This is a genomic window from Micromonospora sp. KC723, from assembly GCF_004348595.1.
Classification (GTDB): Bacteria; Actinomycetota; Actinomycetes; order Mycobacteriales; family Micromonosporaceae; genus Micromonospora.
In genome coordinates this window covers 59,970-81,160 of the sequence record NZ_SMKD01000007.1, presented here as the reverse complement: position 1 = coordinate 81,160, position 21,191 = coordinate 59,970, and the positions used below count along the sequence as shown (strand labels likewise).

General features: G+C 73.0%; 19 protein-coding genes. 12 read left to right on the top strand and 7 right to left on the bottom strand.

Features of this window, described 5'->3' with window-relative positions:
- Positions 1–128 precede the first annotated feature (128 nt).
- The gene (locus E1165_RS03640; RefSeq protein ID WP_165945131.1) at positions 129–467 is read left to right on the top strand and encodes a hypothetical protein; all 339 of its coding nucleotides are present in this window, start codon (positions 129–131) and stop codon (positions 465–467) included.
- 152 nt (positions 468–619) lie between these two features.
- On the opposite strand, the gene E1165_RS03635 is transcribed toward E1165_RS03640, so the two are convergent.
- The gene (locus tag E1165_RS03635; protein ID WP_132387656.1) at positions 620–1,201 is read right to left on the bottom strand and encodes a hypothetical protein; all 582 of its coding nucleotides are present in this window, start codon (positions 1,199–1,201) and stop codon (positions 620–622) included.
- Between the two features lie 107 nt (positions 1,202–1,308).
- On the opposite strand from E1165_RS03635, the gene E1165_RS03630 reads away from it, so the two are divergent.
- Positions 1,309–1,881 carry a TetR/AcrR family transcriptional regulator gene (locus E1165_RS03630; RefSeq protein WP_165945130.1) on the top strand — a complete coding sequence of 191 codons (573 nt, stop codon included), beginning with the start codon at positions 1,309–1,311 and terminating at the stop codon, positions 1,879–1,881.
- Positions 1,882–1,907: 26 nt separating this feature from the next.
- Here E1165_RS03630 and E1165_RS03625 read toward each other — a convergent pair whose 3' ends face one another.
- Positions 1,908–2,549, bottom strand: a complete 642-nt coding sequence (locus E1165_RS03625; protein WP_132387652.1) for a TetR/AcrR family transcriptional regulator — start codon at positions 2,547–2,549, stop codon at positions 1,908–1,910.
- Positions 2,550–2,732: 183 nt separating this feature from the next.
- Here E1165_RS03625 and E1165_RS03620 point away from each other — a divergent pair, with 183 nt between their 5' ends.
- From E1165_RS03620 to E1165_RS03595, 7 genes are all read left to right on the top strand, one after another.
- Entirely contained in the window at positions 2,733–4,325 is a 1,593-nt protein-coding gene (locus E1165_RS03620; protein ID WP_132387650.1) for an amino acid permease, read from the top strand.
- Entirely contained in the window at positions 4,322–5,134 is an 813-nt protein-coding gene (locus E1165_RS03615; protein WP_132387647.1) for an urea amidolyase associated protein UAAP1, read from the top strand. Before E1165_RS03620 ends, E1165_RS03615 begins: the two co-directional genes overlap by 4 nt.
- Positions 5,131–5,754 carry an urea amidolyase associated protein UAAP2 gene (locus tag E1165_RS03610; protein WP_132387645.1) on the top strand — a complete coding sequence of 208 codons (624 nt, stop codon included), beginning with the start codon at positions 5,131–5,133 and terminating at the stop codon, positions 5,752–5,754. The genes E1165_RS03615 and E1165_RS03610 overlap by 4 nt, the downstream gene beginning before the upstream one ends.
- A gap of 17 nt (positions 5,755–5,771) precedes the next feature.
- Complete coding sequence (gene uca, locus E1165_RS03605) at positions 5,772–9,338, top strand: urea carboxylase (protein WP_132387643.1); 3,567 nt, start codon at positions 5,772–5,774, stop codon at positions 9,336–9,338.
- Positions 9,335–11,005: an allophanate hydrolase gene (gene atzF / locus E1165_RS03600; RefSeq protein WP_132387641.1), complete on the top strand. Its 1,671-nt coding sequence runs from the start codon at positions 9,335–9,337 to the stop codon at positions 11,003–11,005. Before uca ends, atzF begins: the two co-directional genes overlap by 4 nt.
- A complete protein-coding gene (locus tag E1165_RS28800; RefSeq protein ID WP_165945129.1) occupies positions 11,002–11,175 on the top strand; it encodes a hypothetical protein in 174 nt (57 codons plus the stop codon). The genes atzF and E1165_RS28800 overlap by 4 nt, the downstream gene beginning before the upstream one ends.
- Before the next feature lie 176 nt (positions 11,176–11,351).
- Entirely contained in the window at positions 11,352–11,738 is a 387-nt protein-coding gene (locus E1165_RS03595) for a DUF2267 domain-containing protein (protein ID WP_132387639.1), read from the top strand.
- Between the two features lie 65 nt (positions 11,739–11,803).
- On the opposite strand, the gene E1165_RS03590 is transcribed toward E1165_RS03595, so the two are convergent.
- The 3 genes from E1165_RS03590 to E1165_RS03580 all read right to left on the bottom strand — a co-directional run bounded on the left by E1165_RS03590 (position 11,804) and on the right by E1165_RS03580 (position 16,377).
- A complete protein-coding gene (locus E1165_RS03590) occupies positions 11,804–12,811 on the bottom strand; it encodes a cellulose-binding domain-containing protein (RefSeq protein ID WP_132387637.1) in 1,008 nt (335 codons plus the stop codon).
- A gap of 226 nt (positions 12,812–13,037) precedes the next feature.
- On the bottom strand, positions 13,038–13,343 hold the full coding sequence (locus E1165_RS03585) for a hypothetical protein (RefSeq protein ID WP_132387635.1): 306 nt from the start codon (positions 13,341–13,343) through the stop codon (positions 13,038–13,040).
- A gap of 424 nt (positions 13,344–13,767) precedes the next feature.
- Entirely contained in the window at positions 13,768–16,377 is a 2,610-nt protein-coding gene (locus E1165_RS03580; RefSeq protein WP_132387633.1) for a CHAT domain-containing protein, read from the bottom strand.
- A 184-nt stretch (positions 16,378–16,561) separates the two neighbouring features.
- Between E1165_RS03580 and E1165_RS03575 the strand changes: the two genes are divergently transcribed.
- The 3 genes from E1165_RS03575 to E1165_RS03565 are packed head-to-tail and all read left to right on the top strand — an operon-like array spanning position 16,562 to position 18,996.
- A complete protein-coding gene (locus E1165_RS03575; protein ID WP_132387631.1) occupies positions 16,562–17,875 on the top strand; it encodes a S8/S53 family peptidase in 1,314 nt (437 codons plus the stop codon).
- Positions 17,876–17,921: 46 nt separating this feature from the next.
- Complete coding sequence (locus E1165_RS03570; protein WP_132387629.1) at positions 17,922–18,557, top strand: RNA polymerase sigma factor; 636 nt, start codon at positions 17,922–17,924, stop codon at positions 18,555–18,557.
- The gene (locus E1165_RS03565) at positions 18,529–18,996 is read left to right on the top strand and encodes a hypothetical protein (RefSeq protein WP_243704572.1); all 468 of its coding nucleotides are present in this window, start codon (positions 18,529–18,531) and stop codon (positions 18,994–18,996) included. The genes E1165_RS03570 and E1165_RS03565 overlap by 29 nt, the downstream gene beginning before the upstream one ends.
- A 431-nt stretch (positions 18,997–19,427) precedes the next feature.
- Here E1165_RS03565 and E1165_RS03560 read toward each other — a convergent pair whose 3' ends face one another.
- Together E1165_RS03560 and E1165_RS03555 are read right to left on the bottom strand one after the other, a co-directional pair.
- The gene (locus E1165_RS03560) at positions 19,428–20,255 is read right to left on the bottom strand and encodes a carbohydrate ABC transporter permease (protein ID WP_243704571.1); all 828 of its coding nucleotides are present in this window, start codon (positions 20,253–20,255) and stop codon (positions 19,428–19,430) included.
- Entirely contained in the window at positions 20,252–21,166 is a 915-nt protein-coding gene (locus tag E1165_RS03555) for a carbohydrate ABC transporter permease (protein ID WP_243704570.1), read from the bottom strand. The genes E1165_RS03560 and E1165_RS03555 overlap by 4 nt, the downstream gene beginning before the upstream one ends.
- Positions 21,167–21,191 lie beyond the last annotated feature (25 nt).

The following is a 21,191-nucleotide window of genomic DNA, read 5'->3' as shown; positions in this document are numbered from 1 at the left end:
CGGTCCGCCGACGCCACCCGACCCGGCGACAACACCCCCCGGATCATCCACACGACAGGGGCAGTAAGTCATACCGGGCCAGGCGACCGAGCAGTCCCCGGCTGGGGACGATCAAAAAGGTAACGGGCGTGCCGGTTCTGGTCACCCCGCCGGTGCGGCGACTGTTCAACGGCAGCCAGCTCACCGACACCGCGCTGCACGTCAACGGCGTCGGGGTCAACCTGCCGGCCGAGATGCGCCGCCTCGGCTCCTCGCTGAACGTGCCGGTGATCGACCTGACCGCCAAGAGCGAGGCGTTGGTCGAGTCGATGGGGCCGACCAACTCCGCCCAGCTCTTCCTGCGCCAGTCGCCGGACGGGGTCACCGACAACACCCACTTCTCCGAGTACGGCGCGGGGCGGATGGCCGACCTGGTGGTGCAGGGCGTCCGCGAACGTAACCTCTCGCTGGTCAGCTACCTGAGGTGACGCCCGCCGCGCGGCCCGGCACACCTCTGTGTGCGGGGCCGCGCCACGAGGATCCGATGACCTGTCGCTCTCACCCCGCGCTTCCTGGCGTTCGACTCGGCGCTGTCCCGCCGCCCCGGCCGGTGTGGGTCGGGGCGGCGGAACAGGTTGGGTCATGCCGGCGCGCTGGACACGCGATCGGCGTTGCGCCAGAGATGGATCGCGAGCCAGGTGACCGAGATCGTGAGGAGCAGCAGTCCGACCTGGAGTGCGGCCTCGGGTACGGCGGCGCGCAGTGCCACCGGGACGGAGCCGACCGCGTACAGCGCCAGGGCGGGCCGGGGCGGGCCGGGGACGCGCCACAGTGCTGCGACGAATGTCCACGTGCCGACGAGGAAGAGCACGGAGGCGACGGTCAGGGCGATGCCGAGAGGGCCGGTGCGCAGCTCGGCGATGGTCGGGTTGGGCAGGTGGGCGAAGACCAGGTTGATGACGAACTCGACGCCGACCAGGGCTGCGAGAGCGACGAAGTTCAGCGCGAAGCCGATCGTGCTGAGCAGGCCGCTCGACCGCCCGTACGCGACGAAGAGCGCGGTCACCAGCGCCAGCGCGAAGACCTGGGCGAGCGGGGCGATCAGTTGGGTGGCGTCCGTGGTGGGGATGACTTCGGCGCGCTTGGCGGTGTTGACGAGCAGGACCGCGGCGCTGGCCAGGCCGGCGACGGCGGTGAGCCGGTAGAGCCGTGCGGTGAGCATGGATCTCCTCCATAACGAGTGTTATTATAACGGCTGTTATGCTGGCCTCGGGCGGGTGGGAAGCGCAAGACACGAATCGGCAACGGAACTCGGGGGTGGAGCGCGGGATGGCCAGGCAGCAGGTCGATGACCCACGGGACGAGCCGACCGTGCGCGACCGGCTGATCGCCGGGGCGCGTGACGTCCTGCAGGGCGCGGGCATCGCCGACCTGACCGTGCGCAAGGTCGCGACCGCAGCGGGCCGTTCGACGATGTGCGTCTACACCAAGTTCGGAAACCGGCGCGGCATGGTCGAGGCCGTGTACGAGTCCGTTCTCGACGATCTCGTCGCCGAGATCACCCCTCCGGCCGGGAGTCGGCCCGACGCCCTCGTTGAGGGTTGGGCACTGGCGCTGCGCGACTGGTCGATGCGCTACCCCGAGCCGTACCGGCTCGTATTCGACTATCCACTCGGTCAGTTCGAGGTCTCCGACGACGTCCGGATCGCGGCGATCGACCGGGTCGTCGCGGTGCCGGCGGAACAGATCGGCGCGGAGCGGGCCCACCGGGTGTGGGCGACCTGCCACGGCCTCCTGGCGCTCGAGCGGGCGTACGGGGCGCGCAAGCCGGCCTGGAGCGGTTCGCCGTCCTTGCTGGCGTACTACCGGTCGACCCTGCGGGACCTTCTCGAAGACCGGTGACGCCGCACCGCTGCCGGTCTGGTGAGCTACCCGAGAAGCTCGGGCTGTTTCCCGGCCCCGACGAGGCGCAGCGCTGCGGCCGCGACCGAGCGTTGCAGCTTCGCGGGCGATGAGAGGACGGGCAGGTCGCGGCGCATTCCGATGACGCTCTCCACCAGGCCGAAGACCAGGTCGCCCGTGGTGTCGGGGTCTTCGACCGTATCGGCGGTCGCCGCGGCCGCGAGCCTGCGGTAGGCCAGGCGCAGCTGCTCGCGTTCGCGGCGGAAGCGGGCGAAGGGCTCCGAGGCGACCTCCGGCAGGGCGTAGAGGATGCCGATGTTCCAGCGCGCGCCGAGCAGGACCCCGACGTCGTACTTCACCAGGTCGTGCAGGGCGGCGACGGGCTCCAGCTCCTTGACGGCGAGTTCCCCGGCGTAGGCGAGCGACGGGCGGACGGTGGCTTCGAGCAGTTCGGCGAGGATCTGTTCCTTGTTGGCGAAGTGGTAGTAGAGCGACGCCTGGCGGATGCCGACGGTTTCGGCGATCAACCGGGTGGAGGTGGCGGCGTAGCCGCGCTGGGCGAAGAGTTCGGCGGCGGCGTCGAGGATCTCCTCGCGGGCGGTGGCGGTGGGGAGGCGTCGTGCGCCGGAGCGGGGGCGTCCGACGGGAGCGGAGGTTGACGACGTCACGTACGAATCGTCGCACGCCGGCCGCTTGTCGCCCCGTCGTCCTCTGCCGGTAACAGAACCGCAGGATCCGGCAACCCAGGTTTTACCAACGAGAAACCGCCGCCAGCGATCACTCCCGGAATCTGTCAACCGACAGGAATTAGTGGCGGCGCGCTGACCGCCGCCCGGTCCGAGGAGGCGGTCATGTCCCTTACCCCAGCTCCGCCGGCGCCGCCCCCGTCCGGCTCGACGGGCCCCACCATCGACGCGGCGGACCTTCGCGGCTTCGGGTACGAGCCGGAACTGCGCCGCAGCATCGGCAGCTACGCGTCGTTCGCCGCCGGGTTCTCGTTCGTCTCGATCCTCACCACGGTCTTCCAGCTGTTCGCCTTCGGCTTCTCGTTCGGCGGTCCGGCCTTCTTCTGGACCTGGCCGCTGGTCTTCGCCGGCCAGTTCATGGTGGCGCTCAACTTCGCCGAACTCGCGGCCCGCTACCCGCTCTCCGGCTGCATCTACCAGTGGTCGCGACGGCTCTCCAACGCCGCGGTCGGCTGGTTCGCGGGCTGGGTCATGATCATCGCCCAGATCGCCACCGTCGCGGCTGCCGCGATCGCCCTTCAGGTGGTGCTCCCGTCCATCTGGTCCGGGTTCCAGCTCGTCGGCGGCGATCCGTCGCTGACCTCGACGAGTGGGGCCACCAACGCCGTCGTCCTCGGCTCGATCCTGATCGCGCTGACCACGCTGGTGAACGTCATCGGCGTACGGCTGATGGCGATCGTCAACAGCACCGGGGTGACGCTCGAGATCATCGGGGTGGCCGCGGTGGTGGTGCTCCTGCTGTTCAACGTCGAACGCGGCCCGGGCGTCGTCTTCGACACCGGCGGCACCGGCACGGGGTTGGCGTACGTCGGGCCGTTCCTGGTCTCGGCGCTGATGGCGGCGTACGTGGTGGTGGGCTTCGACAGCGCCGGTGAGCTGAGCGAGGAGACGCGCGACCCGCGCCACACCGCGCCCCGGACGATCCTGCGTGCGCTCGCCGCCTCCGGCATCGGCGGCGGGCTGATGCTGCTGGTCGCGCTGATGGCGGCGCCGAGCCTCACCGACGGTCGGCTCGCCACCGAGGGTCTGCCGTACGTGCTGACCAGCCGGCTCGGCGAGACCGGCGGCCGGATCCTGCTGATCGACGTGGCGATCGCCATCGCGGTCTGCACCCTGGCCATCCAGACCGCCGGCAGCCGGATGGTCTTCTCGATGGCCCGCGACGGCGTGCTGCCGTTCTCCGCCGCGCTGAGCAAGGTGTCGCCCCGCACCGGCACCCCGGCGTTGCCCGCCATCGTCGTCGGTGCCGGCGCGATCGGGGTGCTGCTGGTCAACATCGGTCAGGCCGCCCTGTTCACCGCCATCACCAGCGTCTGCATCGTCATGCTCTACATCGCCTACGCCCTGGTCACGATCCCGCTGCTGGTACGCCGGCTGAAGGGCTGGCCGAACGGCGAGCAGTCGGCGAGCACCGAGCGCGGCGGCGGTCTGTTCGCCCTCGGCCGGTTCGGGATCGTCGTCAACGTCCTGGCGGTGCTCTACGGCATCGGCATGATCCTCAACCTCGGCTGGCCCCGGCAGGAGGTCTACGACCCCGCGGGAACCCACTGGTACCTGCACTACTTCCCGCTGTTGTTCGTCGGCGGCGCCCTGCTCCTGGGTGGGCTGGCCTACCTGCGCTACCGCACCCGTGCCCTGTCCCTGCACCCGCCCCGGCTGCCGTTCGCGACCGCCGTCGCGGAAGGAGAGACCGCGTGACCGGCTCCACCGCAACCACCGCCGGCGCGCGCGAGCACGCCCGCGCCCAGGGCGGAACCGTCGTCGAGTGCATGCCGATCGTGCCGGCCACCCGGCTCGGCGAGAACCTCACCTGGGCCGAGACGATCCCCGGTGGCGGATACGCGAGCAAGCGACTCGCCCGCGGGACCACGCTGCGGCTGACCGACCCACACGGCGACGCCTGCGTCTCGGTGCTGCTGTTCAACGCCGACGAGCCGTGGGAGCGGCTCAACGTCGCCGACACCGTCAAGGTGCTCTGGCAGGCGTACGTCGGCGAGGGCCACCTGCTCCTCTCCGACCAGGGGCGGGTGCTCGCCTCGGTCACCTCGGGGGCGCGGGACCGCTCCGACACCTTCTGCGGCACCTCCACCCTGCTCGGCAACACCGAACGGTACGGCGACGGCAGCCCGCACGGCCCGTCGCCCGCCGGCCGGGAACTGCTCACCCTGGCCGCCGCGAAACACGGCCTGACCCGCCGGGACCTGCCACCGACCATCTCCTTCTTCAAGGGGGTACGGGTCGGCGACGACGGCACGTTCACCTGGCTCGGTTCGGCCGGCCCCGGAGCCAGCGTCGAACTGCGCGCCGAGATGCCGGTCACGGTGCTGCTCGTCAACGTTCCGCACCCACTCGACCCGCGCGAGGCGTACACCTGCTCATCGGCCGAGATCAGGGCCTGGAGCGGACCGCCCACCCTGCCCACCGACCAACTCTGGTCCCGCTCGCCGGAGGGCGAGCGCGCCTTCCTCAACACCGCCGACTACCTCACCGCCCGGGGGATCGCATGACCGCTCTGGTTCCGGGGACGACCGTTCTCGACGAGATCGTCGCCGCCCGCGCGCCCTGGTCGGCGATCGTGCGTCGCGGACAGGTGCTGACCATCGTCGACCTGCACGGCAACCAGGCCGTCGACTGCCTGCTCTACAACGCCGACGACACCGCCGAGCGGTACTCGGCACCGGACACCCTCGCCGCGCAGGGCGGCATCTTCCTCACCACCGGCAGCGTGCTGCGCTCCTGCGAGGGCCGGCCGCTGATGACCGTCGTGGCCGACGAGGTGGGCCGGCACGACACCGTCGGCGGCGCCTGCAGCCGCGAGTCCAACACCCTGCGGTACGGCCACCACACCAAGCACCAGCACGCCTGCGTCGAGAACTTCCTGATCGAGGGGGCCCGCTGGGGACTCGGCAAACGGGACCTGGTCAGCAACATCAACTGGTACATGAACGTCCCCGTCGACCCGGACGGCAGCCTCGGCATCGTCGACGGCATCTCCGCGCCCGGCCTGCGCGTCGCCCTGCGCGCCGAGATGGACGTCCTGGTCCTGGTGTCGAACTGCCCCCAGATCAACAACCCGTGCAACGGCTTCGACCCGACGCCGGTGCGCATGGTCGTCACCGCCCCCTGACGCGAAGGACGATTCCCATGTTCGACACCCTGCTCGTGGCCAACCGCGGCGAGATCGCCAGCCGGATCATCCGCACCGCCGCCCGGATGGGCCTGAAGACCGTCGCCGTCTTCTCCGACCCCGACCGGGCCGCCCCGCACGTGCGGGCGGCCGACCTGGCCGTACGGCTCGGCCCGGCCCCCGCCCGCGACAGCTACCTGCGCATCGACCGCGTTCTCGACGCGGCGCGGTCCACCGGCGCCGGCGCCGTGCACCCCGGCTACGGATTCCTCTCCGAGGACGCCGGATTCGCCACCGCCGTCGAACAGGCCGGACTCGCCTTCGTCGGGCCGACACCCGCACAACTGACCGCCTTCGGCGCCAAGCACACCGCCCGGGACCTCGCCCGCGCCGCCGGAGTGCCGATGATCGAGGGAACCGGCCTGCTGTCCGGCCTCGACGAGGCCCTCGACGCCGCCGAACGCATCGGCTACCCCGTCATGGTGAAGGCCACCGGCGGGGGCGGCGGCATCGGCATGCAGGCCTGCCACACGCCGGAAGAGCTGACCGCCGCGTACGACCGGGTCGAGCGCCTCGCCGTGGCCAACTTCGGCAGCGGTGGTGTCTTCCTGGAACGGTTCGTGCAGCGGGCCCGGCACGTCGAGGTGCAGGTCTTCGGCGACGGCAGGGGCCGGGTGGTGGCGCTCGGTGACCGCGACTGCAGCCTCCAGCGCCGGAACCAGAAAGTGATCGAGGAAGCGCCCGCGCCGGGGCTGCCGGACGCGGTCCGCGAACAGCTGCACCGCTCGGCGGCGGCGCTGTGCGCGTCGGTGCGCTACCGATCGGCCGGCACCGTCGAGTTCGTCTACGACGCCGAACGCGAACAGGCGTCGTTCCTCGAGGTCAACGCCCGTCTCCAGGTCGAGCACCCGGTGACCGAGGAAACCCTCGGCATCGACCTGGTGGAGTGGATGCTGCGCCTCGCCCAGGGCGACGACACCGTCCTCGACACCCCCCGCCGGGCGGGCGGCGCCGCCGTCGAAGCCCGCCTCTACGCCGAGGACCCGACCCAGGGACACCGGCCCAGCGCCGGCCTGGTCACCGACGTGAGCTTCCCGGCCGGTGTCCGCGTCGACGGCTGGGTGGCGGCCGGCACCGAGGTGACGACCTCTTACGACCCGATGCTCGCCAAGGTGGTCGTCAGCGCCGCGACCCGCGAGGAGGCGTACGCGAAGCTGCGCGACGCCCTGGCCGGCACCCGCGTCGACGGCATCGAGACCAACCTCGGCCTGCTGCGCGCCGCCGCCGCCGACCCGACGGTCCTGGCCGCGCGGCATTCCACGGCAACCCTCGCCGGGGTACGCGATGACGAGCCGCGCATCGTCGTCGAACGGCCCGGCACGCTGACCACGGTGCAGGACTGGCCCGGCCGCACCGGTCTCTGGGAGGTCGGCGTCCCGCCGTCCGGACCGATGGACGATCTCTCGTTCCGTCTCGGCAACCGGGCGCTGGGCAACCCCGAGGGCGCGCCGGGCCTGGAGTGCACCGTCGACGGCCCGGCCCTTCGCTTCACCGCCCCGGCCACGGTCTGCGTGACCGGGGCGGCCGCGCCGGTCACCGTCGACGGCGTACCCGTGCCGCGCTGGGAGCCGGTCCAGGTCCCGGCCGGCAGTGTGCTGGACGTCGGCCGGGCGACCGACGGCGGGCTGCGCAGCTACGTCCTGGTGTCCGGCGGCATCGACGTGCCCCGCTACCTGGGCAGCGCGGCCACCTTCACCCTCGGCCAGTTCGGCGGCCACGGGGGACGGGCGCTGCGCGTCGGCGACGTCCTGCGGCCGGGCTCGCCCACCGGGCCGGTCGCCGGTCCGGTGCCGCTGGGCGAGCGGCCGGCGATCCGGCGGGACTGGCAGATCGCCGTCACCGAGGGGCCGCACGCCGCTCCCGAGTTCTTCCTGCGCGAGGACATCGACGCCTTCTACGCCGCGCAGTGGCAGGTGCACTTCAACTCCGCCCGCACCGGCGTCCGCCTGGTCGGCCCCAAACCCCGCTGGGCGCGTACCGACGGCGGCGAGGCCGGACTGCACCCGTCGAACATCCACGACACCCCGTACTCGGTCGGTGCCGTCGACTTCACCGGCGACGTGCCGATCCTGCTCGGACCCGACGGGCCCAGCCTGGGCGGGTTCGTCTGTCCGGCCACCGTCGTCACCGCCGAACGCTGGAAACTCGGCCAGCTCAGCCCCGGCGACACCGTACGGTTCGTGCCCGTCTCCGACGACACCGCGGCGGCCCTGCGGGCCCGATCACTCACCCCGGTCACGCCGTTGGTCACCGGCGACGACGGCGTCCTCGCCCGCCGCGAGGCGACCGACGCCGCCCCGGCCGTCACGTACCGCCGCTGCGGCGACGACAACCTGCTCGTCGAGTACGGGCCGATGACCCTCGACCTCGGTCTGCGGATGCGCGGGCACGCGCTGATGGACCGGCTCCGCGCCGAGGGCCTGACCGGTGTCGTCGACCTCACCCCCGGTATCCGGTCGGTGCAGATCCACGTCGATCCCGACCGCCTGCCCGTACGCCGCCTGCTCGATGTCGTCCGCGAGGTCGAGGACGACCTGCCCGCCACCCGCGACCTGGCGGTGTCGAGCCGGGTGGTGCACCTGCCGCTGTCCTGGGACGATCCCGCCACCCGGGAGGCGATCGCTCGCTACATGGCCGGCGTCCGTGACGACGCGCCCTGGTGCCCGTGGAACATCGAGTTCATCCGCCGGGTCAACGGCCTCGACAGCGTCGACGACGTCCACCGTACCGTCTACGACGCCAGCTACCTGGTGCTCGGGCTCGGTGACGTCTACCTCGGCGCGCCGGTCGCGACACCACTCGACCCGCGGCATCGCCTGGTGACCACGAAGTACAACCCGGCCCGTACCTGGACGCCGGAGAACGCGGTCGGCATCGGTGGCGCGTACCTGTGCGTCTACGGCATGGAGGGGCCCGGCGGCTACCAGTTCGTCGGCCGCACGGTGCAGGTGTGGTCGCGCTGGCGGCAGGCCGGGGGCTTCGAACCCGGTTCGCCGTGGCTGCTGCGCCACTTCGACCGGATCTCCTGGTACCCGGTCGGCGCAGAGGAACTGCTCGACCTGCGCGCCGACGTGGCCGCCGGACGACACCGGCTGCGGATCGAGGACGGCACCTTCCGGCTCGCCGACCACGAGGACTTCCTCGCCGAGAACGCCGCCTCCATCGCGGACTTCCGGCGGCGCCAGGCGGCCGCCTTCGGACGGGAACGCGACGCGTGGGCGGCGGCCGGCGAGTTCGACCCGCGGCCCGAGCCCGAGGCGCCACCGCCCGCCGGCGAGGTCACCGTCCCCGAGGGAGGCGCGCTGGTCGAGGCGCCGTTCGTGTCCAGCGTGTGGCGCGTCGACGTGCGCCCCGGCGACCGGGTCGTCGCGGGGCAGCCGCTGCTCGCGCTGGAGGCCATGAAGCTCGAGACGGTCATCACCGCGCCCCGGGACGGCGAGGTCGCCGACATCCTCGTCACCCCCGGCAGCCAGGTCGCGCCGGGAAGCCCACTGCTCGTACTCGCCGGAAGGACCATCGCATGACCCCACAGAACCGTGTCCGCGACGCGTACGCCCGGCTCGCCCTCGGCGAGCGACCCGAAGCGTGGATCGCGCTGCGCGAGCAGGGAGAGGTGCTGGCCGAGGCGGCGGCGATCGAGGCCCGCCTGGCGGCGGGCGAGCGACTGCCGCTGGCCGGGTCGCTGGTGGCGGTCAAGGACAACATCGACGTGGCGGGGCTTCCGACAACAGCGGGTTGCCCGGGGTACGCCTACCGGCCGGCCCGCAGCGCCCCGGCCGTCCAGCGACTCGTCGACGCCGGGGCGATCGTGCTCGGCAAGACCAACCTGGACCAGTTCGCGACCGGGCTGGTGGGGACGCGGAGCCCGTACGGCGCGGTGCGCGACGCCCGCGACCCGCAGCGGGTCTCCGGTGGGTCCAGTTCCGGGTCCGCCGTGGTTGTGGCGCTGGGCATCGCCGACCTCGCGCTAGGCACCGACACGGCCGGATCGGGGCGCGTGCCGGCCGCGTTCCAGGGCATCGTCGGGATCAAACCGACCCGTGGCCTCGTTCCCGTCGAGGGGGTCGTGCCCGCGTGCCGCAGCCTCGACTGCGTGACCGTCCTCGCCCGCGAGCTCGACGCGGCACAGCAGGCGATCTCGATCATGAGCGACCCGGTGTGGCCGGTGGACGCCCCCCTCGCGGCGCCGCCGCGGCCCGTGGTCGCGGTGCCGGAACGCGACGAGCTCGTCGGCATGTCCGAGGAGTGGCTCGACGCCTTCGACCAGGCAGCCAAGGCTCTGGAGACCGCCGGTGCCCGGTTGCGGCCGATCCGGCTCGCGCCGTTCCTCGACGCCGCGAAACTGCTCTACAACGGCGGCTTCGTCGCCGAACGGTACGCCGCCGTCGGCGCGTTCATCGACGAGCATCCCGACGGCGTCGACCGGACCGTGGGGGCCATCATCTCCGCGGCCCGGGACATCCCCGCGCATGTGCTCGTCGCCGACACCGAGCGACTCGAACGGCTGCGCGCCGAGGCGATGGGGGAGTGGGGTGATGCCGACGCGCTGCTGCTGCCCACCGCCCCGATCCACCCCACGATCGCGGAGGTCGCCGCGGATCCGGTGGGCGTCAACGCGCTTGTCGGCACGTACACGAACTTCTGCAACCTCTTCGGCCTGGCCGCCGTCGCCGTCCCCGCCGCCGAGACCGGCGACGGACCCTTCGGCGTTCAGGTGATCGCCCGGGGCTTCGCCGACGCGGTCGCCGCCGGCGTGGCCGCGCTGCTGACCGGGGAGCCCGCGCCGGCTGCGGCCGCCACCGGGCTGCGACTGCTCGTCGTCGGCGCTCACCTGACCGGCCAGCCGCTCAACGGGCAGCTCACCGCGGTCGGCGGCCGGTTCGTCGGCCGGGTCCGCACCGCCCCGGAGTACCGCCTGTACGCCCTGCCGACCGAGCCGCCGAAGCCCGGCCTCGTCCGGGTCAGCGCCGGTGGTGCGGGCATCGAGGGTGAGGTGTGGGAACTGCCTCCCGCCGCGCTCGGCCCGTTCCTCGCCGCGCTGCCAGAACCCATGGTCCTCGGGAAGGTACGGCTCGCCGACGGTACCTCCGTCACCGGCTTTCTCTGCGAGGCCACCGCCACCGAAGACGCTCCCGATATCACCGTCCACGGCGGTTGGCTCGCCCACCTCGCAGCCCTGGAGTCGCGATGAACAGCACAACCCTGCTCGCGCCTCGTCACGCCCTCGCCGACCTGCTGTTCACCCGGCTGGCCCGGCGCCTCAAGGCGGTCACCGTACAGCGGACGGCCGCCCGGTGGTCCTGCCACCGCGACGCGCTGCCGTCCCGGGCGTCAGAAGGGTCGGAACGGGCCGGGACGTGACGGCGACGGACACCCCGCTCATCGCGGGTCGCTCGGCGGCGCGTCCACTCGCCCTCCACCGCACCCGAGATCGGCCCGGGGCCGTTCCCTCGTCCGAGGACCGGGTACTCCGCCGGGACGACGACGGGCACCGGGGTTCCGGCCATCCGAGCCGGGACGCCGGGAAGGAGTGGGTCATGGAGTACGAGCAGCTGATCGCCACGGTACGACAGCGCGCCGGCCTCGGCGACGAGGCGGCCGAGCGGGCCGTCCGGGCCGTCCTGTCGGCACTCACCGAACGGCTCGCCGGACGCGAGGCCGACCGCCTGGCCGAGCAGCTACCCGAGAGGTTGGACCTGTCCATCACCCGTAACCCGCAGGGACGCCGGTGGGACGTCGGCGAGTTCCTGCGGGTCGTCGGCGAGCGGGAGCACTGCGCGGACGCGGATGAGGTGCGCCAGCACACCCAGGCGGTGTTGCGCACCGTCGCCGAGGCGCTCGACGACGACGAGCGCGGCGACCTGCTCGCCCAACTCCCGGGCGGCATCATCGATCTCTTCGGTGTCCCCGCCCCACGCGGCTGACCGAAGAGGTGTCGCCACACCGGGCCGGGAGGACGGGGGGTCGGCGCGGCCTGGACGCCGGACCGTCAGCCGGTGGGCTTCGAGATCGGCGGGGCGGGCGGGTCGATGGCGAGACTGAGCCGGGTGAACGGGGAGAACTGGCCGAGGTGGTCGAAGGCGCGGACGGCCACCCGGTACACGCCGTACCCGGTGAACGGGACGTATCCGCTGGTGCCACCGACCGCGCTGACCAGCTGGTCGTTCAGGTACAGCTGGTAGCCGGCGACGAAGACGTCGTCACGGGACGCCTCCCACCGCACGCTGAGGTGGTCCCCGGGCAGACCGCCGATGGTGAGGCCGGTGGGCGCGGTCGGTACCGCGGTGTCGCGGGGCTGCCCGAAGTAGTGGATGGCGTACGGCGAACGGTTGCCGGCCGCGTCCACCGCGCTGATCCCGAAGGTGTACAGCATCGGCGGCAGCGGTGGGAACGTGTGGCTGGTCCCGGTGACCGACGCGAACGGGTTGCCGTTGGCGAGAATGTCGTACCGCACCACGCCGTGGTCGTCGCTGGCCGGATCCCAGTACAGGGCGGTGTGCTGCCCGGCGGTACCGACGCGGATGTTCGTCGGCGTGCTGGGTGGTCGTACGTCGGGGCCGGTTGGCGGGCCGGCGCAGGGGGAACCGTTGACCGTGCAGCCCCTCGGGGTGCCCCTGCCGGTGGCCACCCAGCCGAAGCTGGTGCGGGCGCCCGGTGCCAGCACGCCGTTCCAGGCGAGGTTGGTGAAGATGTGCCGGCTGCCGGAGCGGGTCAGCGCGGCGTTCCAGTAGTTGACGACGGTGGTGCCGGCGGGTATGTCGAACTCCACCCGCCACCCGTTGAGCTGGCTGTCGGTGTCGTTGCGGATGGTCACCTCGCCGACGTATCCGCTGCCCCACTCGCTGATCGGGGTGAACGACGCGGTCGTGGCGGCGGACGCCGGCGTCGACGGCACCAGCACGGCGGCGGCGACGAGCACCAGGGTCAGGGCGGCCGCCGTTCGGTGCCGGCGGGCGACGCGACGGCCGGCCGCGAGCTGGCAAACGAATCGATACATGCCGATGAGTGTCCGGTGTCGGGGCTGGCCCTGGCAACCCCGTCCCGGTCCTCGGGCCGGTGTAGCCGGTGCCGGCCGCCAGTCGTTCACCGACGGGCGGCCGGCGCACACCACCTGCGTCAGCCTGCGGCATCCCGCCACCGGGCGTCGGGCACGCCGGCTGGCTGCCGGCGCGCCCGACGGTGACGATGTCAGCGGACGTGGATGTTGGGTTGCGGCGGCGTGCTCATGCCGTTGCCGAGGAAGAAGAGCCGTTGGCGTACCGGATGCCGACGGTGGCGGTGCCGGCGCCGGGGGCGGTCACCGTGAACTGTGCCGCCGCCCCGACCGCGCCGTTGCCGTTGCAGAATCCGTTGCCGGAGAAGCCGGAGTGGTTGGACTCGATGACACCGTCGCAGGTGGCCGGTGCTGCCTCGGCCTCGTAACGGGTCGCCGCCGCGGCGGCCCCCGTCGCCGTGGCGACACCCGCACCGGCCACCGTGATCGCGGTGCCGGCGGCGAGCAACGCGAGGCGCTGTCTACGTGAAAGCATCATTGCGCTCCAATGGACGTGAATCGAACCGGTTTCGAGATCGGAGGTGGTCGGCCGGATCCGCCCGGCTGGCCGCCGCCACCGCCCACTCATGACCCGTTGCCACCGCGCCCGACCTGCCGCCCGGAAGCAGGACGGCACCCGAGGTGCCCATCGGCTGGCAAGTTCGTCACCGCGTCGAGCCGACGGTTTCGCTTCGGTCCGCCCGCCGCCGCGTGTATCACATATCGTCCCTGTGGGACGAGCACCTGTCAATCGACATCTGTCCATGTGATGTCGGCTGGCCACCCAGGCCCGGGCACCGCTGGTCGCCCTGGCCGTCGTGCTGTCGGGGGTCCCGCGGTGAGTGGGGCGGATGGTCAGTCCGGGGTGCCGTCCCACGAACCGGTTGTCCGGTGTAGCTGTCGGACTGCGAGAGTTCGAGTCAGCCGGCGCCGAAGCAGACGAACGCCGCCGCGGTGGCCCGGGCCGGGCCGTCGCCGGTCGCGCCGAACGCCTGCTGCGCGTCGGCCAGGGCCCGCGCCGGGCGGGCACCGGCGCGCATCCGGCGGTGCAGGTCCAGCACCAGCGCGGTGGTGGGCTCGGCCGGCACCGGCAACACGGTCGCGATCAGGCACCGGGTGCCGAGCGCCAGCAGCACCGCGGTGAACCCCATGATCTCGTCGCCGGGGCGGACTCCGGTCAGGCCGGAGTCGCACGCGGAGAGCACCACGCGGCCGGGTGGGCGGGCCACCCGCTCCCACTCGTACGCGAACAACGGCCCGTCGGCCAGCTCCAGCGTGGAGAACTGCGGGTTGTCCGCGCGGAACGTGCCGTGGGCGGCGATGTGCACCAGCCCGGCGCCGTCCAGCGCCGCGGTCAACGCGTCGGCGGTGGCCTCGGCCCCGGTGAACAGCCGCGCCTCCGGCAGGACCTGCGCGAGCCGGCGTACCTCGGCGTGCGCGGCCGGCAGGCGCGGGCCGGCGGCCAGCACCGGCGGTCCGGCTGGCGGCTCCCGCCGGTCCGCGGCGAGCCAGACGGTGGCCGACGGAGCGACCGTCAGGGCACGGCCCGCACACGTCGGAAGCGCCGACCAGGGCACCGCGTGCAGCGCCCCGACCGGGACGATCACCAGGTCCCGGTCGGCCAGCCGCCGCCGGAGCGGGTCGAAGAGCTGACGGTCCAGAGCGGCTGCGGCGTGCGCGGCTCCCATCCGCGCGGCGGTCGTGTCGCCGGTGGTGACCAGTCGGCGCAGGGCGAACCGGTGCCGTCGGGTCAGGTCCACCACGTCGGCGAGCGCGCCGAGGTCGTGCAGGCTGGCCCGGCCGTCGCGGACCAGCACCGCCCGGAGCCGGTCGCCGTGGGCCACCAGCTCGACCAGCGCCCGCTCACCCAGCCGCGCGGCCAGCGCCGCCACTCCCGGCGGGATCAGCACGGCACCCCCGCCGGGCGCCCGTCGGGCCAGGTCCCGGATGCGCTGCTCCAGCCGGGCCTGCCGGCCGCGCAGGGCGTGCGCGGGTCGGCCGGCCAGCACCTCGTCCTCCAGCAGTCCGCTGACCAGCCGGAGTTCGGCGAGCGCCGCCACCAGTTCGGGGTCGTCGGGGGGCAGCGCCGGCCGGGTCCGCAGCGCGTTGGCCCGCCACCGCTCCGCCCATGCCAGGACCTGCGCCGGCGCCCCCGCGCGGACCGCGATGTCCAGACCCTCGGCCGCCAACTCCTGCCCGTACGCCCCGCTGTTGGCCCGCAGTTCGGTGGCGCCGAGCGAGGTGCGGTGCCGGTCGAGTACGGCCAGTCCCCGGCTCAGCGCCCTTGCCGCCCCGGAGTCGTCCCCGCTGAGCCGGTGGGACAGGGCCAGGGCGTACCAGCCCTGTGCCCGCCGGTCGGCCGTGCCCCGGCGACGGGCTCGGGCGGCCACCGCCAGCAGGTTCCTCGCGCGGTCCGGGCGCCCCAGCGCGGCGGCCAGCAGGCCGGCCTCGATCCGGGTGGTCAGCGCCGGGCCGGGCCACCCGGTGGCATCGAGTTGGTTGGCGGTACGTGTCATCGCGGTGAGCAGCGCCCCCGAGCGGGTGCCCCGGCGGTACTCGGCGCGCAGCTCGACGTGCCGGGCGAACGCGGCCCAGGTGCGGCGGCCCTGGCGGCGGAACCGGACCCGGGCCGCGGCGGCGGCCCCGGCGGCGGTGTCGAGGTCGTCGGCGAGCAGGGCGGCCCGGGCCTGTGCCAGCAGCGCCTCGGCGAGGTCGGAGGCCATGCCCCGGCGGCGCAGTTCCCGTACGGCCGCCGCGGCCACCTCGACCGCCTCACCGACCAACGGCACCGACAGCAGCAGCTCGAACCGGTCCAGCAGCAGCGCCGGCCGGGGCACGGCGAGGCGGCGGTACTCCTCGTCGACAGCGGCGAAGCGGCGCAGCGCCTCGGCGATGTCGCCGCGCCGACCGGCGGCGATCCCGCCGTTCCAGCGGGCGTCGGCCGCCGCGAGGTCCAGCCCCAGTTGGTCGAAGGCGGCCGCGGCGCGGGCGAGGTCGTCGTCCGTGCCGCCGGCCGCGCCCCGGTGGGCGTTGAGCAGCCCCCGGTTGTTGCGGGCCCGTGCTTCCAGCAGCAGGTCACCCTCGCGGTGGGCGATGTCGATGGCGAGGCCGTAGTCGCGTACGGCTTCGTCGTAGCGGCCTCGGTAGTGCAGTACCACGCCCCGCTGCATCCGGGCCCGCCCCGCGTCGGCGCCGGTGAGCTGCGGCAGCGCGGCGGACACCGCGCGCAGCGCCGCGGCGGTGCGGCCGGCGTTGGCCAGCACGTAGCCCAGACTCATCCGGGCCAGCGCCCGGACCCGGGGCGTGCCGGCGACGCGGACCGCCCGGCGCAGGTGGTGCAGTGCTCCGGGCAGGTCGTTGAGTTCCCGCAGGGCAAGGCCGGTGGCTCGTTCGGCGGTGGAGCGCTCGTCGTCGTCGGCGCCGGCGGCGAGGACGCGGTGGGCGATCGCGATCGCCTCGTGGGGATAGCGCTGGACGGCGTCCAGCGCCGCCTGGGCCGCCTCGGCACCGGGCGCGGTGCGATCGGCCATGCCTGACAGCGTCCATCAGAAATGGTGAGCCGTCAATGCCGATCATCGGCAGGGAAATGTCGGGAATCAGCACAGGCCATTGATGCGATTGACATTGAACAATGCTTTGTAAGAATTGTCGGTGCCCGGGGAATTCGGCCGTGCCGGCCACCGGCGGGCGTGTCGTCGACCGCATGGAGGACCCATGCCGCCTGAGCACCCTGATGTGCCGCACCCGGCCGGCCGGGTGTCCCGACGACGGCTGCTGGCGGCGTCCGCGCTCGCCGCGGCGGTGGCCCCGCTCGGCGTGGGGCTGCGCCCGGCGCCAGCGCTCGGGGACGACGCGGACGACGCCGCCTACCAGCGGGCCTTCTACGAGGCGCTGGCCGCCGACCAGAACGTCCGCCGCCACATCGCGCCGGGAAGGCAGTTCCTCTACCGGCCCCGGCAGCTCCTCGTCGCCGCCGCCGACACCCAGCGGGTCCTCATCCGGCTGCGCGCCGCCGGCTACTCGGTGACCCTTGGGGACTCCTTCGCCGGCGTCACCCGGCTGCTGTTCGGCAAGGAGACCGACATCCCCGCGGTCGTGACGCAGCTGCGCGACCCCCAGCAGTGGCCCGGCCAGCCGGTGCCGAAGGTGCAACCGCACCACGTCATGCTGGGCCTGGGCAACATCATGGGCAACCCGGGCAGCCCACCCGGACCGGCCGCCGCGCTGCCGCCGCCGGACGGCGGCCGTCGCGACGAGGGCGCGGGGGTGACTGTCGGGATCTGCGACACCGGCATCTGCCGGCTGGCCGGCAGCCACCACCCGCAATGGCTCGGCGGGACGTACCTGCCGCAGGCCGACGACGAGGACCCGCTGTACGTGCACACCGACGTGCTCGCCCCGCAGGGCGGGCACGGCACCTTCGTCGCCGGTGTGGTGCGGCAGGCCGCGCCGGGGGTGCGCGTAGACCCTGAGCAGGCGCTGACCGCCACCGGCGTCGGCGACGAGGCGTCGGTGGTTGCCGCGATGGGCCGGCTCGCGCCGGAGGTGTCCGTCATCAACCTGTCCCTGGGCGGGTTCACCCAGGACGACCAGCCGTCGCTGCCCCTGGCCAACGCGGTGGCCGCGCTGCCCTCGACGAGCGCCGTGGTCGCGGCGGCGGGCAACGCCGGCACCAACCGGCCCATGTGGCCGGCCGCCCTCGCCCGGGTCGTGGCGGTGGCGGCCGTCAGCCAGGGGCCCGATGGTGTGGCGCCGGCCGCCTACAGCGGTTACGGGCCGTGGGTCGACGCCTGCGCAGTCGGTGAGCGCGACAGCACGTACGTCGAGGGCCAACTGCCGCTGTCGGGGCGGCCGACCCGGGTGTTCCACGGCTTCGCCACCTGGGCGGGCACCTCGTTCGCCACGGCGTACGTCTCCGGCCGGCTCGCCGCGCTGATGACCGCCGGCGGCCTGAGTGCCGACGCGGCGCGGCTCGCGCTGCTCGCGGCGCCACGCTGGCACCCCGACTACGGCGTGTTCGTCGCATGAGCGAGCGTCGGCGAGCAGACCACCGGTTCCGCCGGGCGGTGGCGGCGTGACCGGGCGCAGCGCGACCAGCCTGGTGAGCGCCGCCGTGGGCGGGGACGAGTCGGCGTGGGCGGAGCTGGTCCGCCGGTACACCCCGCTGGTCTACTCGGTGATCCGCTCCTACGACCTCAGCGGCGCCGACGCGTCCGACGTCAACCAGACCGTCTGGCTACGCCTCGTCGAGCACCTGGGCCGGGTGCGGGATCCGCAGGCCCTCGCCGCCTGGCTGGCCACCACGACCCGGCGCGAGTGCTACCGGCTCTCCCGCCTCGGCCGGCGTACCCAGCTCGTCGACCCGTACGACGACGCGCTCGACGCGTACCATGGCTTCTCCCGCGCCCCGGACGCGGCGGGTCCGGACGAGGAACTGCTGCGCGCGGAGCGGCGGCAGGCGCTGCGGGAGGGCTTCGCGCAGCTACCGCCGCGTTGTCAGGAGCTGCTGTCGCTGCTGACGGCCGACCCGCCGCCGAGCTACCGGGAGATCGCCGAACGGCTGGGCATGCCGGTCGGCAGCATCGGGCCCACCCAGGCCCGCTGCCTGCGCCGGCTGCGCGAGTGCCCGGCGTTGGCCCCGTTCCTCGGAGCGGCGGCGACCCGCACGAACGGAGGTGACCGTGGTGGAGCCGTGGCCGCCGGCCGATGACGACGTCCTGACCGCCGAGCTGGGCGCGGCGCTGCGGGAGGTTGGGCCGGTGCCGGAGGAGTTCCTGACCGCGGCGCGGGCCGCGTTCGCCTGGCGGGACGTGGCCGCGGAGGTGGCGCTCGCCGAGCTGATGTTCGACTCGGCGTGCGACGCGGAGCCGGCGGGGTTGACCCGGTCGGCCGGCTCCGCGCGGACGCTGTCGTTCCGCAGCGGCGCGGTCGTGTTGGAGGTCGAGGTGACCGAGGCCGGGATCGTCGGCCAGCTCTTCCCGCCCGGGGGCGGGCGGGTCAGCGCGCAGACCGCCACCGGCACGTACGACGAGGCACCCGTCGACGAGGTGGGCTTCTTCTCGCTGGACGCCCCGCCACCCGGCCCGGTGCGGCTGCGCGCCCACACCGAGGGGTACGTCGTGGCCACCACCTGGGTCGCACTGCGCTGACTGGGCGGGTGGCGCCGACCCCGGCAACGTACGCCGGTGGGCGCGGTGAGGGGTCGTGGGCCCGGCGGTCCACGACCCCCGGGTGCTGGCGGCCGGTCTACCGCTGTCCGACCTTGATCAGATACTGCACGCCACCGAGGTCGGTCCGCTTGGCCCCTGGCGTCCGGGCCGAACCGCGTCGCGTCCAGCACGAACTTCTGGAGGGAGATGTCGACGATCCACGCCGCTCCGGTCGAGCAGGCTGGGCAGCATGGCCCGGGTGACGCGTACGGCACTGAGGAGGTTCAGTCCCGACGGCCTCGCCACCCGGCTCGTCGACACCCTGCCGCACGGCGTCGGCGAGCGATGAGGCGTGCCTACCGCGGCAACCGCCGTCACCGCCGGCCACCTCCCGGATGGCAGTTCCTCCCTGACCCGGGCGGCCGTTTGTGCTACTTCGTTGCTCCCGCCATCACGCCCCGGGTGAGGGTGTTCTGGAAGACGAGGAAGAAGATCACTGCCGGCAGGATCCCGAGCAGGGCCGACGCACTGGTGGTGGTGGCGTCCATGAGCCGGTCGCCCTGTAGCACGCCGAGCGCCACCGGAACGGTCTGCCGGTCGTTGGAGATCAGGAAGATGAGCGGCAGGAAGAACTCGTTCCACGTCCAGATGAAGAAGAACGTGAAGAGTACCGACAGGCTGGACCAGCTGATCGGTACCACCACCCGCCACAGCGTGCGCCAGCTACCCGCCCCGTCGATCGCGGCTGCCTCCAGCATCTCGCGCGGGAACGCGGCATAGACCGACGACAGCAGGTACGTGCCGAACGCGCTCTGGATGGCGGTGAAGATGATGATGAGGGCGAGCTGCGTGTTGTAGAGCCCGACCGCTTTGGACAGGTAGTAGAGCGGGTACGCGAGGGCCTCCTGCGGCAGCAGGTTGGCCAGCAGGAAGAAGACCAGGAAGGCGCCGCGCCCGCGTACCCGGCCGATGCCCAACGCGTACGCGTTGAAGATGGACACGACCAGCGCGAGGACCGCCACCGAGCCGCTGATGACGAGGCTGTTGACCAGCTTCTCGCCGAAGTCCACCCGGATCCAGAAGTCGGCGAGACCCTTGAGGTACAGGCTGTCCGGCAGCGCGAGCGGGCCGTCCGAGGCGTAGTCGGTGGGGGCCTTCACCGCGTTCAGCATCACCAGCACGAAGGGCGACAGCACCGCCAGCACCAGTAGCGTGAGCACCGCCAGCACGGCGGACCGGGTGAGCGTGGCCGCTCTCACAGCAGGTCCCTCCGTTCGCCCCGGGCCTGGATCCGCAGGAACACCACGGCCAGCACGACGATGATGACGGTGAGCACGGTGGCGATCGCCGACCCGTACCCGACCTGGGCCCGCTCGAAGAAGTTCTGGTACGCGAAGTACGACGGCACGAGCGTCGCGTTGCCCGGCCCGCCCCGGGTCAGCACGAAGATCTGACCGAAGACCTTGAGCGCGGCGATCGTGGTGGTCACCAGCACCACGTAGATCTCCGGTTTGATCTGGTGCACGGCGATCCGCCAGAACCGCTGCCACCAGCCCGCGCCGTCGATGGACGCCGCCTCGTACAGCGACGGGTCGACGCGTTGCAGCCCCGACATGAACATCACCACGGGGTACCCGAGCTGGAACCACACCAGCATCACCATGACGCTGTAGAGCGCGTACGCCGGGTCACCGAGCCAGTTCCTCGCGAGCGAGTCGAGCCCGGCGTTGGTGAGGATCGCGTTGAGCGCGCCGAAGCTGGGATTGAGAATCCACCCCCAGACGATGCCGGTGACCGCGACCGGCAGCACCTGCGGCAGGTAGAAGCCGGAGCGCAGGACCTTCGCGGTACGCGGGCCGATCTGCTTGGCCACGTAGTCGAACAGCACGGCGGCGAGCACCAGCCCGAGCAGCGTCGGCACCACCGCCATCGCCACGATCAGGAAGAGGATGTTGCGGAACGAGGCCCAGAAGTTCTCGTCACCGAGCAGGCGGGTGTAGTTCTCCAGGCCGATCCACTCGGCGGAGCCCACGCCGGACCACCGGGTGAAGCTGATCCCGACGTTCATCGCCAGCGGCATGACGATGACCAGCAGCGAGAGCAGCGCGCCGGGCAGCAGATAGAGCGCGTAACTCCCGCCGGGCCGCGGTCGCGCGCGGCGTCGAGCCACCGCCGGGACGGCGCCGACCTCCGGG